Source organism: Bradyrhizobium yuanmingense, assembly GCF_029167105.1.
GTDB classification, from domain to species: Bacteria; Pseudomonadota; Alphaproteobacteria; order Rhizobiales; family Xanthobacteraceae; genus Bradyrhizobium; species Bradyrhizobium yuanmingense_A.
In genome coordinates, this window is the sequence record NZ_JARFML010000001.1 from 219368 (window position 1) to 233967 (window position 14600).

Annotated in this window: 14 protein-coding genes; 10 read left to right on the forward strand and 4 right to left on the reverse strand. The window is 58.6% G+C overall.

The features are described from left to right. Window positions 1-274 precede the first annotated feature (274 nt). A complete protein-coding gene (locus P0R31_RS01085) occupies window positions 275-865 on the reverse strand; it encodes a hypothetical protein (RefSeq protein ID WP_157286331.1) in 591 nt (196 codons plus the stop codon). A 65-nt stretch (window positions 866-930) separates the two neighbouring features. Between P0R31_RS01085 and P0R31_RS01090 the strand changes: the two genes are divergently transcribed. Continuing rightward, window positions 931-1200: a hypothetical protein gene (locus P0R31_RS01090; RefSeq protein ID WP_275512480.1), complete on the forward strand. Its 270-nt coding sequence runs from the start codon at window positions 931-933 to the stop codon at window positions 1198-1200. A 28-nt stretch (window positions 1201-1228) separates the two neighbouring features. Here the strand turns inward: P0R31_RS01090 and P0R31_RS01095 are convergent, their stop codons facing one another. Continuing rightward, the gene (locus P0R31_RS01095) at window positions 1229-1855 is read right to left on the reverse strand and encodes a LysE family translocator (protein ID WP_157286330.1); all 627 of its coding nucleotides are present in this window, start codon (window positions 1853-1855) and stop codon (window positions 1229-1231) included. A gap of 250 nt (window positions 1856-2105) precedes the next feature. Here P0R31_RS01095 and P0R31_RS01100 point away from each other — a divergent pair, with 250 nt between their 5' ends. From P0R31_RS01100 to P0R31_RS01115, 4 genes are all read left to right on the forward strand, one after another. Then, window positions 2106-2369 carry a hypothetical protein gene (locus P0R31_RS01100; RefSeq protein ID WP_133408717.1) on the forward strand — a complete coding sequence of 88 codons (264 nt, stop codon included), beginning with the start codon at window positions 2106-2108 and terminating at the stop codon, window positions 2367-2369. An 886-nt stretch (window positions 2370-3255) separates the two neighbouring features. Next, window positions 3256-3708 (forward strand): hypothetical protein, encoded by a 453-nt coding sequence (locus P0R31_RS01105; protein WP_275512481.1) that lies wholly within the window; start codon window positions 3256-3258, stop codon window positions 3706-3708. A gap of 448 nt (window positions 3709-4156) precedes the next feature. Next, entirely contained in the window at window positions 4157-4849 is a 693-nt protein-coding gene (locus P0R31_RS01110; protein ID WP_275512482.1) for a TauD/TfdA family dioxygenase, read from the forward strand. Continuing rightward, window positions 4846-5799 (forward strand): hypothetical protein, encoded by a 954-nt coding sequence (locus P0R31_RS01115; RefSeq protein ID WP_275512483.1) that lies wholly within the window; start codon window positions 4846-4848, stop codon window positions 5797-5799. Before P0R31_RS01110 ends, P0R31_RS01115 begins: the two co-directional genes overlap by 4 nt. A gap of 21 nt (window positions 5800-5820) precedes the next feature. On the opposite strand, the gene P0R31_RS01120 is transcribed toward P0R31_RS01115, so the two are convergent. Beyond that, window positions 5821-6816, reverse strand: coding sequence for a hypothetical protein (locus P0R31_RS01120; protein WP_275512484.1), 996 nt, complete (start codon window positions 6814-6816; stop codon window positions 5821-5823). Between the two features lie 1072 nt (window positions 6817-7888). Here P0R31_RS01120 and P0R31_RS01125 point away from each other — a divergent pair. The 3 genes from P0R31_RS01125 to P0R31_RS01135 all read left to right on the forward strand — a co-directional run bounded on the left by P0R31_RS01125 (window position 7889) and on the right by P0R31_RS01135 (window position 11625). Further along, window positions 7889-9571: a tetratricopeptide repeat protein gene (locus P0R31_RS01125; protein WP_275512485.1), complete on the forward strand. Its 1683-nt coding sequence runs from the start codon at window positions 7889-7891 to the stop codon at window positions 9569-9571. 672 nt (window positions 9572-10243) lie between these two features. Next, a complete protein-coding gene (locus P0R31_RS01130) occupies window positions 10244-10699 on the forward strand; it encodes a type II 3-dehydroquinate dehydratase (RefSeq protein ID WP_275512486.1) in 456 nt (151 codons plus the stop codon). After that, entirely contained in the window at window positions 10696-11625 is a 930-nt protein-coding gene (locus P0R31_RS01135) for a 2-hydroxyacid dehydrogenase (RefSeq protein WP_275512487.1), read from the forward strand. The genes P0R31_RS01130 and P0R31_RS01135 overlap by 4 nt, the downstream gene beginning before the upstream one ends. Here the strand turns inward: P0R31_RS01135 and P0R31_RS01140 are convergent. Continuing rightward, entirely contained in the window at window positions 11593-12540 is a 948-nt protein-coding gene (locus P0R31_RS01140) for a LysR family transcriptional regulator (RefSeq protein ID WP_275512488.1), read from the reverse strand. The two genes, P0R31_RS01135 and P0R31_RS01140, sit on opposite strands and share 33 nt — an antisense overlap. Before the next feature lie 91 nt (window positions 12541-12631). Between P0R31_RS01140 and P0R31_RS01145 the strand changes: the two genes are divergently transcribed. Both P0R31_RS01145 and P0R31_RS01150 read left to right on the forward strand, forming a co-directional pair. Continuing rightward, complete coding sequence (locus P0R31_RS01145) at window positions 12632-14086, forward strand: 4-hydroxyphenylacetate 3-hydroxylase family protein (RefSeq protein ID WP_275512489.1); 1455 nt, start codon at window positions 12632-12634, stop codon at window positions 14084-14086. Then, window positions 14083-14589 carry a flavin reductase family protein gene (locus P0R31_RS01150; RefSeq protein ID WP_275512490.1) on the forward strand — a complete coding sequence of 169 codons (507 nt, stop codon included), beginning with the start codon at window positions 14083-14085 and terminating at the stop codon, window positions 14587-14589. Before P0R31_RS01145 ends, P0R31_RS01150 begins: the two co-directional genes overlap by 4 nt. The last annotated feature ends 11 nt before the right edge of the window (window positions 14590-14600 follow it).

The window sequence follows — 14600 nt, forward strand, 5'->3', positions numbered from 1 at the left end:
ATGATACAGCCGTGGGGCCGATTTCGTTCGCCGCTCAATACGCGAAGCGCTGACATCGAACCGGGCATCTATGCAAAAGCCGAGATCACGGTAATAGTGCGAAGCCGCAGACGACGGGCCACGATGGGAATCGCCCTGCAGAGACGTTGAGAAAGCGTTTGAGATTCGAACCGGCGCGCGAGCCGTCTCCGACTAGACGGATCTAACCCAGCGCCGCAGGCCTTCGATCGTGCGAAACCCGTCGGCAGCGTAGGACCAGCGATGACTCGGAGGCTTACACCGTCTGGGCAGGCGCATGTGCTGGGTCGAGGTCTAGCACGGCCTTTGCACCCCGCTCTGCAACCGCTTTCAGAGTTGCCGTCCAGTCGATTTGGCGCGCGACCTGGTTTGCAAGTTTCGCAGGCCGCGGCGGCGGAGAAGATGCGTTCGCCCTCACGCCGGCAAGCAGAACGTGCTGGCCTGCGACGGCCGAGTGCTTGCCGGCATCAAGCGCTTGCTGCAGAGGCGCCCGCGCGAGCCTCGCAACAAGGCCTGTGCGCGCGCTCCCTTGGCAGCCCTCGTCGCGGAGAGCGCTGACATCCGGCTCCGCGCCCCCGCATACGAGCAGACCGGACTCTTTAAGCAGGCGACTTGGCGAGCCAACGGTCCCGTTCAACAATTTAGGCCAATTGTCGATGGAACTGTTGAAATTGATTTTCCTCGATAAATTTCGTTTCAACGGCGGGGTCAAAAATCGGGCCGGATTGTTGAAGCCATGGATTTTCAAGAATTTAACAACGGTCAGGTCAATAGTCAGCAGCGCTTCCGCGCCCTGAGGGACGCCAAAGAGGCTCCGCTGGAGCGCAGCCGTTTGATCGAGCTCCACGAAGGCTCGCAACCAGCCAGAGCCGGGCTGCGATCAAGAACACGATCATCTTCGCAACGAAGGGGGTGCCGATCATCACGATCACCGCCTTGAATACACCGCGGCTCAACACCGGCGTCCGCATCAGTTTAGCCAAAGAGCGTTTGCGCTATAGTACAATCTTAGGAGAGAAAAATCTGGCTGGATCGCCTCGCAAGCTCATCCAAGTATTGCAGATGTCGTATTTTATGAGGGATCAATTTGGGCGCGCTTCGAAATCTTTTGCAATGCTGGCCCAGCTATCAACCACCATTTGCCCAGCCGCCCCGTTCTCATTTGACCGCCGAGCTAGATGAGAAGCACTACCTGAGTTATTTCGAATAGCTAGCTCGTGCGACGTGCTAGCAGCAGCGTCGCTCCCAGACCGCACATGACGGCGCCCGATGCCTGTCGCATCCTAGCAACAAACGACGGGCGCTTCGCCAATCCATCTCTAGCTTTTGCAGCCCAATAGGTCACGATCAAGTCTACGCTCGTGTTGAGTGCAACCGAGATAAGGCCCAGCACGACGAACTGCTCTGCAACATTCGCCGATGGGTCGACGAACTGCGGGATGAAAGCAAGAAAGAATGCCGCCGTCTTCGGGTTGAGTGCTTCGACGACGATGCCCTCGCGAAACGCTCGACGCGCGCCGGTCGTGCGAACTTCGCCAGGTTCGACGAGACGCGCTTCGCGCCAACTTTTGATCCCCAACCAGACGAGATACAAGCCTCCCGCGATCTTCAGTACAGCAAAGGCCTCCGCGCTGGCCATGACAAGGGCTGATAAGCCGATGGCGCCCGCCAGGACGTGCACGAGGCCACCGAGGCCTAGGCCGACGCTTGACGTCAAGCCCTCAGTTCTGCCGCCCGCGAGTGTTCGTGCAACAATATAGAAGATCCCGGGTCCGGGCGTGACCGCCACCAGCAATGCTGCTGCCGAGAATAGGACGAAAGTCTGGTATCCGAACATGGCTTCTCCATATCGCATAAGGGCAAAGGAGATCTGCTCGTCTCCTTGCTACAAGGCCGGGGGTGGGCAGGGCTGCACGGCTAAGGCGTCTCGCGCTTGGCCTCGAACCTGATCATGGGGATACAACACGCGGACGACACGAAGCAACCGAGCGTTAAGGTTGTGCTTGACTGCTACGGCCTGGCCGCGAAGCTTCTGCGCGGCTTTCAATCGGGATCGCGGTACGGATCATACGATCAGTGTAGAGGATATGCCTGTCAACCTGCCGACGCACGGACATGGGCAAGGCTACGCCGACGTCAAGTTCCTGATCCCCGGGCTGGTCCAGCCGGTTGGTATCCGCAAGGTTCATACTTCGCAACTGTCCGCAATTCGCTACGCTTGCGCGGTCAGCATCGACGCCATTAACAGCCTGCCGACAACTATCGCGGAAATGACCTTGGCAATTTTGGGTGTCGCCGCGGCGGGTTCCACCGAGGCAGGCGGCGGCGCACTGATCGCCGGTCAAGAATAGCAGCAGGGACTATGCGTGGAAGGTGTCGCACAATGGGCGCAAGATCAACAGAGCCCTGCGCTGTAGCCAAGATACCGCAACCGATTGGTTCACGCTCTCGACACTGATTAGACGGCGCAGCGCGCCATTGATCCGGTATGTCATCTGCCGCTTCGGCTCGCTGGATCCACCGACGGCGCCACCTTCCGTCACTTCAGCCTCTCCGGCAGCTGTACGATAGTTTGCTCGGCGCACGCGACTAAGACGAGTACTCCTACGGTGCTCCTATCTTGTAGTTTTTTGCGTCTGCTCGCCTGTCGAGTTCAGAATCAATGAAATCAATGAGTTAGTAGGCGCCGTATGGTTCGAGACGCAGGGGGCGTCCACCGTCAGATCCCGACTTGAACCGATGCCAATCGGTGGTTGCGTCTTCCCGATTTGAACCTACAACCGAATTGTCTCAGCGGCCTCATCTCGGACCCGCAGTACGAGGCAGGACCCTAAGCGCGCTTGGCTTCCATTTTACACGACATTGCCCGCTTTCGTACAATCTGCGTTGGCGACCGTTAAACACTTCTCGTCAACGGCGTAAAGCAGCTTCTCGCTCAAGTCTCCCGAACTGCTTCATGCGAAGGAATGGATGAGATATCGTATGTTTTGGTGGTGTGGGGAAAAGCGGTAGCGCTCCCCCGCTACCAAACAATCCCGCTACCAATCTGGAATTTCCCGGCTAATCTACAATTTCGGCGTGTATTTTCGCGCCGTTAGTGCTGCGCATTCCTTAGGGATGACGTGGTTTGGCGGCGGTTTGACAAGATTCGTCGTAGCACCTTCACTCTCGACTGTACTCTCAGTGAATGTTTTCGACGATCGGCGCGACAGTTGATTGGCTTGCAAAGGTTCTCTCATGGAGACGAACAATTTTCAGCGGGTGGGGGCCGCTAGCAACACTGAGGTCGGGCGCGATTTTGAAGCTGCTGCTCACATTTTTTTCGACCAGAGTGGCATCAAACTGAGGCGTAGCTTTCCGGTCGAGATAGAATTTCGTGTCAAGAAAAGTCACAGCTTCGATTTTGGAAGCGAAGACCCGCCGATTTTGGTGGAGTGCAAATCCTATACATGGACGTCCGGCGGTAACTCACCCAGCGCCAAAATCAAGGGACTGAATGAAGCGATGCTGCTGTTCAGCGTCGCGCCAGAACCATACCGCAAGATCCTTTTCGTTCTAAAACACCTTCACGAACGCAGACGCCTGAGCTTAGCGACTCACTACATCAAAAATCACGCACATCTTTTTCCACCGGGCGTGGAAGTTTGGGAGTTTGATTTGGGTGGCTCGCACGCAGAGCGAATGTTCTAAAATCTCACGGCCAAAAATTGCAAGGGCTGCTGAGTAAATCGAAAGCTGGCCGTCATAGAATTCATTCGTCACAAGCCGGATAGAGCGAGCAGGAGTGGTTGTTATGGGAATGCCAGAAGAGCCGTACTACACGCTTATAGTGGAAACTTACTATGAGTCTGGATCCGGCTTGCATGGTGATATTCATGTGCGCTGCATTGAGGGGCAGCAATTTCCTCAATCGCTCCGCATTCGATCTCCGAGAGAGATGCGGCGCAGTTATCCAATTGGAACACGCTTCCGCATCTATGCGAAGCTAACCGATAGGGAGGGAGGAAACCAGTTCCTGCACACCCACCACAACTGGCCCTATGAAGTTCTGAAGGATTAGGATTCCGGATGGGATCTCGGTGGGCCAGCTTAGTTTTCCTATTCTGCCTACAGGCCAGCTTGGCTGGAGCAGCAAATCATGATTCTAAGTCGGCATAAGCTGCATCAGCTCGGCCTGATAGCTTCAATCAAAGATAACGTTATTAGACACGGTTATGCCTTTGTCCCGGAATACCGTCCGGACGAGCCGATAGTTTCGATTGCACATGCGCTTGGCCGGCCATTGGCTCTATGGCAGAACCGATTAGTTCAAGAGCTAATCCCACGGCCGATTGCGCCGCCAAATACCTATAGCGGAATCTTTGGTCTGCAACGCTTTCCGCTTCATACCGATCTTGCTCATTGGCGTCTACCGCCTCCCTATCTCCTGCTTCGATGCGTCAAGGGCTATGCAGAGGTCCCAACTCAAATCGTAGATGGTCGTACCCTCATCGAGGCTATTTCCCAAGATATCCTGACGAGAGCCATTGTTAAGCCGCGCCGCCCTCAAAACGGCTCGCTTATTCTACTCCGGCTTTGCGAGTTCGTTGACGAGCGGTACTGCTTTAGATGGGACGAAGTATTCCTCAGGCCGGCCAGCAGGGTTGGTGATGTCGCCAGCAAAGCAATCCGGGCGCTACTTAATTCGAGCGAACCTTCATCTATCCCCCTGGTGCAGGCCGGCGACATGCTTTTGGTTGATAACTGGCGGATATTACACGGTCGTTCGCCAATCCCTGCAGGTCGGGAAGACCGGAAGATCGAAAGAATATACTTGGAGCGACTGCATTGAAGAAGACAGTTCTGCCGAACGCGACACCACCAACGTGGGATGCCAGTGCTCTCTACCTCAAGGCGGAGCGTTATGTTCAGCACATGAGCGCTCTTGATAGCGACGAATGGGAGTATGCGCTGTGGTCGAGTCTTTCACTGGAGTTCCTAGCACGTGCGGCTCTGGCCAATGTTAGTCCCGCGCTCTTGGCGGATACAGAAAAGAGTTGGGCGAGTCTCTATCATGCATTGGGATTTGCTCCTCTTGAAGAGCGATTTGCGCCAAAGTCCATCGTAGTCAGTGAGGTATTCAAACGCCTCACCGCCATTCTTCAGGACTTCACGAAGGAGCACGAGAGTTTCGGCATCCAGCATACCGGCCGACGCAATACTGAATTGCACTCAGGCGATCTCGCGTTCGAAGGAATCAAAAGCTCAGTCTGGCAGCCACGCTTCTATCAGACTTGCAAGGTTCTTCTCGATTCAATGGGGATGACTCTCCGAGATTTTCTCGGCGACGATGAAGCAAAAGTGGCTGAACAGCTAATCAGTGCCGCGGCTGATGACAGCGCTAAAGCTGTAAAGGGGGAAGTCGAGGCCCATAAAAAGGTTTGGCTTGCAAAGGGAGAACAAGAACGAGCAACCCTGAGCGCACAAGCCTCAGTTTGGGCGTCAAGACTCGATGGGCACAGGGTGGACTGCCCCGCCTGCGCCTCGAAAGCATTGGTTGTCGGTGCAGCTGTCTCAGCGCCCGTGCAGCGGCTCGAGGATGGCGAAATAATCGAGACGCAGGAATATCTACCCAACCAATTCGAGTGCATAGCTTGTGGCTTGAAAGTTGCCGGACTTTCGCGCTTGGCGGTCATCGGCCTCAGTGATCGTTATAAGAAGACCCAAGTCTATGATGCCTCCGAGTACTATGCTCCCGAGGATGATTATGTCGGTTACGAGGACGATAACAACGAGTACTAAAAGTCTTGAACTTGACCTCATCTAAAATGGAAGGTCGCTCTCCTCTGGAGAGACTCCCGATTGGATAACCCCACTCGGTAGTGGTAAATTGCTGACTACGTAAAGGTTGATGATGTCTTCGCGATCCATGAATAGAATCTGACTGCGTTTTGACGCATCGAGCTTGTTGCCAAGCCAATTCCTTGCCGCCTTAGTAATTTCACCGCCCGCGATAATAAATGCATGATCGACTAGAACGCGCTTTCCAATCTCCGGATCGAATACCTCATGACCTAGCATCATCGTCGCCTGGTTGAGAATCTCGGCTACATTGGAAGTGGACGCTTTGCTAACGCCAGATGTGTCGAGCTTGCCCCGTTTTACTTGCATACCAAAATACAATACATGCTGTGTGGGTAGGGTGAATTTCATCCACGCGTCCTTGCCATATTCGAGTTGCTTGTCCTTATGTCCAGCGGCTGTGACTCGATGGAAGCCTAGTTGCCGGAGGAGCGGGAGAAGCATCTCTTCAATCAGTATGTCTTCCGACGCTGCATCTAAAAAAGCTGTGAGTTGCTCGCGTCGCCTGAGCTCTGCTGCTGTGAAAGGGCGGTGCGGGTTAGGGCTCGGCGTCGCAATCGCTCCTGTCGCTATGTTTCGCAAATAGCATTGCTTGTCCTCCGAATAGAACGCCTCAAATCGTTCCCTTGATAACGCAGTGTTCAGCATCGACAATGCTCCTGGTCTGTCGGCACCTTCGTTCTTCGCATTTGATTGATCCATGAGCACTCGGATCACGCGGCAGAATATTTCAGGAGGAAAGTTCGGGCTTGGCTGTGGCCCCGCTAGAATGTCCTTCAATGTCTGGGCTACCCAATAGTTGCGGGTTGATCCATCGTGCGCATAGTCAGTGTCGCAATCGTAAAAGAACTCGGTCAGGCGGCTGCTACTCCGATACTCAAAAAAGCTCTCTTCGTCGTTGAAATTTCCGCAGATCATGTCGGCGATCTGCATGAGCGTCCGTTGCTTAAATTCCATCGGGCTGACTCAATGCGGCTCGGATTGTTGATTGTAAGCCGAAAGATACAGTAGTTTGCGATCGGAAACATTCATTTCCGCGCGCTATTATTGGGGACCCGACTGCTGGGCCTTTCGTCTCGGGCAAAACACCCCCGTCAACCCCTCCCCACAAAAATATTCCCCTTTACCGAAATTCTGAAATCCCGTATATCCCGCCCATCCCGGCTCATCCTGAGGGGCGATCGCGTCGTCGTCTTGATCGCGAGCCGGGCTTGCGGTGGACGCGGCAGCGTCGGGCGCGAAAGGTGCGGGCAGGGAGGGTAGTCCCCGGTGAGCTCGCGGCCGCGCGCGGACGAACGGCGCTGCTAGGTCTCGTCTCGTCTTGCAAGTTTCCGGCGCTGTCGACGGTGTCAGGGAATACTGCGGCGAAATGGCGGGCCGTGCGTACGGCAAAACCGTGTGGTCCTGGCCGTCGTTGCTACGGTCAAGCTCTTGCGGAGGCGGCTCTCGCGTCAACCGGCGCGAAAGCCGGTGAATTCCGCGAGCGCGAGGGAGGCCAGAAGGAACTCGGCTCCCGGGAGAGCGCGGCATAAGCCGTCCGACCATCGCGCAGGGAAGGCCGAGTGATCGGCACCACCTGTATGCTGCTGTGCGGTTCTTCTGCGTGTGCAATTTGCGCAGCAGACCGCGGGTGCGATGTCAGCACCCGGCCTTCCCTGCGCCCTCTTGGCTTTCAGAGGGGCGAAACATCCGGCAAAGCTCGGGCGAAATCAGCCGCGAGGCTGCGAAGGCGTGTCTGTGATGCGAAGCGCTGTCAGGTCCCACGACGCTGCCCTTCACTCCCTCGGCGCGGGCGCCATGTCCGTGGCGGATCATGCTGGAGACAAGGACGAGAACCTCGACCGCTCACGCCGACTTATGCTTGAATACTGATTTGACCTGCCGTCGCGCCGGTCCTCGAAGGTTTGCTCGGGAAGCAAGCGACCGGTTCTGTGATCACCATCACAGGTGTGGCCGCCTTCCCCATCTATACTGCCGGCTCGGAGGCAGGGTGGCGACCATGCGGAATCGGATTGCACTGGTTTTCAGTTTGTTTTTTTTCACTTCTCTGGCAGCCGCTGATCGTGCGGCCGCAGACGATCGGACCATCTGCGCGCAGCGCGGCCATGAAGACCGCATCGCCGCGTGCTCGCGGCTGATCGCAAAGAGCGGTGGGCGCGACGCCGTGGCGTTCGACAATCGCGGTGCCGAATATGGCGACAAGGGCGACTACGATCGCGCAATCTCCGATTTCAGCGAGGCCATCCGCATCGATCCGAAATACGCGCTTGCCTGGCAGCATCGCGGCGCCGCCCTGCTTCGCCGGAACGAGGTGGATCGGGCCATCGCCGACTTGACCCAGTCGATCCGGCTCGATGCAAACAATCTGAACGCCTTGAACGACCGCGGCATGGCCTATGCCGCTGCAGGTGATTCCGAGCGCGCGCTCTCGGATTACAACGCAGCGATCCGCATCAATCCGAGGTTCAAGTTCGCCTACTTCAATCGGGGGCGGCTCTATGCCGGCAAGGGCGACCATACCCGGGCGATCGCCGAATATTCCGAGGTCATCCGCATTGACCCGACCTACGGTTATGCGTTCAACAATCGCGGACTGTCCTATCGGGACACCGGCCAGTCCGATCGTGCCGTGGCCGATTTCAGCGAGGCGATCCGGCTTTTGCCGAGGACGACGCTGGCCTACAACAACCGCGGCGACATCTATCTCCTTCAGGGCAGGTACGATCAAGCCCTCGCCGATTTCAATCAGTCGCTGCGCAATGATCCGCAACACCAAAGCGCGCTGGTGAACCGCGGAATGGTGTTCGAGAAGCTGGGTGAGGTCGCAAAGGCCCGCGCCGACTTCAACGCAGCTCTGGCTGCCCCGCAGAAGTACGACAGCGCGAAATGGGCGATGGACAAGGCGCGCGAACGCCTCGCCGCGCTGGACGATACGTCCATCAAGACCGTTCCCCCCACCACCGCGCCGGTTGTCGCGCTGCCGGGACCGTCAAGTCGAAATGACAGGCGCATCGCGCTCGTGGTCGGAAACTCCGCTTATGAGAATGTCGCAGCGCTCGCCAATCCGGCGCGCGATGCGGCGCTCGTCGCCGAAACGCTCAAGCTCACCGGATTCGATTCCGTCACGCTGCTGACCGATCTGCGCAAGGATGCGTTGACCGCGGCACTGCGCGACTTTGCAAGGCAGGCGGAAATCGCCGACTGGGCGATGGTGTATTACGCCGGTCACGGCATGGAGGTCGGCGGCGTCAACTATCTGATCCCGATCGACGCGAAGATCGCCTCCGACCGCGACGTCAGCTTCGAAGCCGTGGCGCTGGACCAGGTGTTGAACGCGGCGGAACGCGCCAAGCGGCTGCGCCTCATCGTCCTCGATGCCTGCCGCGACAATCCCTTCGCCAACCAGATGAAGCGCACCATGACGCTGGCGTCGCGTTCGGTGTCGCGCGGCCTTGCGGCGATCGAGCCCGAGGCAGGCACGCTGGTGGTGTATGCCGCCAAGGACGGAGAGATGGCGCTCGACGGAGAGGGCAGGAACAGCCCGTTCGCCACGGCGTTCGTCAACAACATGCGCAAGCCCGGTCTCGAGGTGCGCCGGCTGTTCGACGTCGTGCGTGACGATGTCATGGAGGCGACCAATCGTGCACAAAAGCCATTCAGCTACGGATCGGTCTCGGGCCGGCAGGATTTTTACTTCGTTGCCGGGAAATGAGACGCAAGGCTTTGGCTGTCGCGGGAAAGCGAGCCTCTGGTTCGCAGGCAAGACGTAGGTCACCGCCAACGGCCTAGATGGAATGTTGACCACCGGCCCTGATACCTGGCTGCGAACGCTCCACTGCTGAAGGAGCAACGAACAGCAGAAGCGCATCATCCGGAAGATGGAAATCCGCTGCCATCGCCTTCAGACCGACCGCGCTTCGTCGGCGGAGATCAAGTTGTTGGGTCGGTGGCCCAATTCTTGCACCAAACAGGTGACAACAGAGGGCGAGAGTTGGATTTGAAAGTCCTGATTCAAAGTGTCGGCAATTGGTGCGCGAAGGTCTGGCGCGGGATCAACGATTCCGTCAAGCACGTCCCAATGCACTAATCGCAGGCGAGCCGAAGCTGGCAGCTCGAGGCTGCAAGCGTTTCCGGCTGCACATCGTGCGGTTCATTTGGCCGTTTACTGCTGATCGTCTTCGATGTGCCGTCTCGCGCGTCTCCGCGGCGATGTCCATGTTTGATGCCGGCTTCGCCGCCATACCGAAATCCGTCGAAGCGCATAGTTTCTTTTGATTTCTGCTGCGAGGAAACGCTCTCTAAGCTTTTGATCGCGCGCGGGGGCGGGCGTCATGTTTACCCTGAGCGATACCGATTTCCCTGCGACAGATGAGAAAGCGCGGTCATGACCTCTGCCACGGTTTATTTCCTGAATGGTCCCAATGCGAATCTCTACGGGCTCGACAAGAGCGGCACCTATGGCCGGGAGAGTTTCGTCTCCATCAAGAAGCGCTGTGAAGATCACGCGGCGTCACTTGGCCTGACCGTCGATTTCCGTCAGTCCAATCACGAGGGCACTTTGGTGGACTGGATCCAGGAGGCGAGGGAGAAGGCGGAGGGCATCGTCATCAATGCGGCCGGGCTGACTTATTCCTCCGTCCCGATCCTCGATGCCTTGCTCGCTTTCGAGGGCCCCATCATCGAGGCGCATATGAGCAATATCTGGAAGCGTGAGCCGTTTCGTCATCACTCCTATGTTTCGCGAGCGGCGACGGGCGTGATCGCAGGGCTCGGTGCGCTTGGCTATGAACTGGCATTGACGGCGGTGTCGCGCCTGATCGCCGAAAAGGCCGCCCGATGACATCGGAGGTCATGGCGTTCTACAGCGCCTTCGATGACTTCGAGACGTGGCGTGATGCGCTTGTCGCAGAGGGTATCGATCTGCGCCGGGCAGACGACATCGCAAATCCGCTCGAGGTCAGGCAGGCGCTGGTGTGGAAGCCGCCGCATGGCTTTTTCACCCGTTACCCAAATCTCGGACTCGTGGTCAATCTCGGCGCCGGCGTGGATGCGCTGGTCGGGCGCGATGATCTGCCGGATGTGCCGATCACCCGCCTGTCCGATCCGAAGATGGCGCGGATGATGGCCGGCTATGTGCTATTCGCCGTGACGCGCCATGCGCGCGATATCCCGGCCTTCGAGCGCGCTCAACGCGAGCATCGTTGGCGCTACATTCATCCGCGCGATCCTGAGACCATCACGGTGGGCGTGCTTGGTCTCGGTGAGCTCGGGCTGACGGCGGCGCTGGAATGCGCGCGGCAGGGTTATCGGGTGCGTGGCTGGTCCAACACGCTAAAGTCGGTGGATGGCATCGAGACCTCTGCCGGCCTGTCCGCATTGCCGGACATTCTGCGCGATAGCGACATCCTGGTCTGCATGCTGCCCGAGACGCCGCAGACCCGCGGCCTACTCGACGCCGAGCGGCTGGCGCAGATGAAGCCGGGCGCCGTCTTCATCAACGTGTCGCGCGGCAGCATCGTCGATGAGCCGGCTTTGATCGAAGCGCTTCGTTCGGCTCATATCGCGGAAGCGACGTTGGACGTCTTTGCCTCCGAACCATTGTCTCCGGACAGTCCCTTGTGGGCAATGGACAATGTTCTGGTGACGCCGCATCTGGCATCGGTGGCGCTGCCGCGGTCAGCGGCACGGCAGATCGGCGAGAATGTGCGCCGGCTTCGGGCCGGGCAGCAGCTGCTAAGCCGCGTCGATCCCCGACGGGGCTATTGAGCCCGGCGCGAACTGGCCGCCAACGGCAAAGGCCTCGCGCGCGTAGTCGGCAAATGTCTGCACCGCCGGCCGCAGCGCGTGACGCTTCAGGCGAAGCGCCATCACATTCGTCGGCGGCAGTTTCTCGGTGATGGGCACCACCGCGACGCGGCTGCCGTCATAGCCGATGGTGGTGCGCGGAACGGCGTTGTGGATCGAATATCCCTGGCCGTGCCCGATCAGTCCGCGGATCAGTTCGAATGACCGGGTCCGGAACGAGATGCGCGGTTCGATGCCCGATGCCGTGAACAGGCTGGCGAAGTAATCGCGGGAATGCGGCAGATCCAGCAGGATGAACGGTTCGTCCCGCATTTCGGTCAGGCTGATCGAAGACCGCGTCGCCAAGGGATGACTGGCCGATAGCACGATAAAGGGCGGCAATTCGCAGAACTTTTCGCCGATGACTTCATCGGGGACGGCAAAGGAATAGGAGAGCGCCAGTTCCGTCCGCCCAGAGGTCAAACCGTCGATGATCTCTTGCTGGTCGCCTTCCTCCAGTTTCACCGAGATGCCTGGCTGACGGGCGCGAAAGCCGGCCAGCAGCCCAGGCATGAAGCGCGTCGCAAGCGTCAGGAAGCTGCCGACCACGATCTCGCCATGCAGGGTACTGCCAAGCGATTGGGCGCTTTGGGCAAAATCGCGAGCATGGTTGAGCAGCAGCCTCGCATCGTTCACCAGCCGCTGGCCGGCCGGTGAGAGCGTGACGCCCTTCGCGAGGTGACGGATGAAAATCTGGATACCGAGCTCGGCCTCCATCTGGCTCAGCGCAGCGGAGATCGAGGGCTGAGAGACGTTCAGGCGCTTGGCCGCCTCCGTCACGCTGCCCGCGTCGGCTGTCTCGACCACGTAACTCAGGGCCCGGAGCGAGAACCTCATCGCATTTTCCTATGCATCTCCAAACATAAAAATATTTTTCTTATGATAGGCACTCCGGCACCCTGTCGTCCAGTCGAACAGGAGCCGATGAATGATCCGCACGGGCGAAGAGTACAAACAGGGCATTCGCGATGGTCGCGAGGTCTGGGTCGATGGCGAGCGCGTCAACGATGTGACCACCCATCCCGCGCTGAAGCCGATCATCGATATCAAGGCCCGCATGTACGACATGGCGCGGGAAGAGCGTTACAGCGGCGATCTGACCTATGTCGAAGGCAATGAGAAGTATTCGATCTTCTACCGGCCGCCGACGGAACCGAAGGACTGGCACGACAAGATCAAGGCTGTCGACCATGTGATGAAGGATATCGGGGGAGTCGTCACCCGCGTGGGCGACGAGACGATCGGCGAGATGTGGTCGCTCAGCGATGGGCGCGACGTGCTGGCCGAGATCGATTCGCGCTTCGCCCCCAATATCGACCGGCATATCCGCGCCGTGGTCGAAAAGGACGTTTTCCACGTCTCGGCCAATACCGACCCGAAGGGCGATCGCTCGCTGCCGCCGCAGCAGCAGGATCCCGACCTGATGGTTCACGTTACCCGCGAGACCGATGCGGGCATCATCATTCGCGGCGCGAAATATGAAACTGCGGCCCCCTATGCCGATCAGGCCTATCTGAAGCCGACCGTCGGTGCCTGGGCGAACGAAAAGCTGTCCGACTACGCGGTGGGCTGCATCGTCAAGATGGGCGCGCCGGGCGTCAAGCATATTTGCCGCTCCGGCTTCGCCAATCGCGGCAGCGCCAAGGATTATCCGCTCTCCAACCGCTTCGACGAAGTCGAGGCGCTGGTCGTCTTCGACGACGTTCTGATCCCGTGGGAGGACGTATTCTTCTATCGTCATACCCGTGCGGCGCAGTTCGTGCGCTCGACACTGCACCGCTATTCGGCATTCCCCTATGTGCTGCGGTTGCTCTACACGGCTGACATGATGATCGGCGCGGCGATGTGGAATGCCAAGCAGACCGGTCTGGACAAGCTGCAATCGGTGCGTGAGAAGCTCGCCGATCTCGTTTGTTATCGCGAAGGCATCAACGCGCATCTCACCGCCTCGATCGCTATGGCGGAGAAGAGTCCCGGCGGACTTCTGATGCCGCAGCAATCGATGCTCTATGCCGGCCGCGTGTTTGCCTGTTCGCAGCTTCCGGCAATGATGCACATCGCCCGCGAGCTCTGCGGCGGCCAGATCTGCATCACGCCGAATGCCGATGCGTTTGAGGCTGAAGGCAGCGGCAAGTGGCTGAACAAGTTCTATTCGCTCAATGAGCAGTGGCAGGCCGACGATCGCCGCAAGCTGCTCGCTTTCGCGCGCGATCTGTTGAACTCCGACTATGCCGGACACCGCCTGACCTTCGTGCAGTTCGCGCAGGCGCCGCACTTCAACCATCTGGCTGCCGTCTACAACAGCTTCGACTTCGCCGGACCGCTCGACTTCGTGAAGAAGTCGGCGGGGCTGTCGGACCGTATCGACGGGGGACAATCGTGAGCCGCGCGTCGCATGACGTCGTCGCCGTCGATGAATTTCGCGACGCGATGCGGACGACTGCGTCGGGCGTCGCGGTGGTGACGACGGATGGTGAGGCCGGCCGGGCCGGTGTCACGGTCTCGTCGTTGTGCTCGCTATCGATGGAGCCGCCGTCGGTGGTGTTCAGCGTTCACCGCGACAATCGCGGTCTCGCTCTGCTGCTCGCCAATGGCGTGTTCGTCGCCAATGTTCTGTCAGATACGCAGGAGCGTGTCGCCAGCAGCTTCGCCGGGCTGATCCCCGAACTGCGCGACAACCGCTTTCTCGCCGGCGCTTGGTCGGAACTGCTCACCGGAGCGCCAGCGCTCGATGGTGCGTTGTGCAATTTCGATTGCCGCGTCGCCAGCCTGTTCGATTTCGGCTCGCATCGCATCGTCACCGGCGAAGTGCTGAGTGTCCGCAAACAAGCTGCGCGTCCTTTGATCTTCTGCGATCGCACATTCCGTCGTCTCGCTGCCGCCTGAGGATTTGGTTC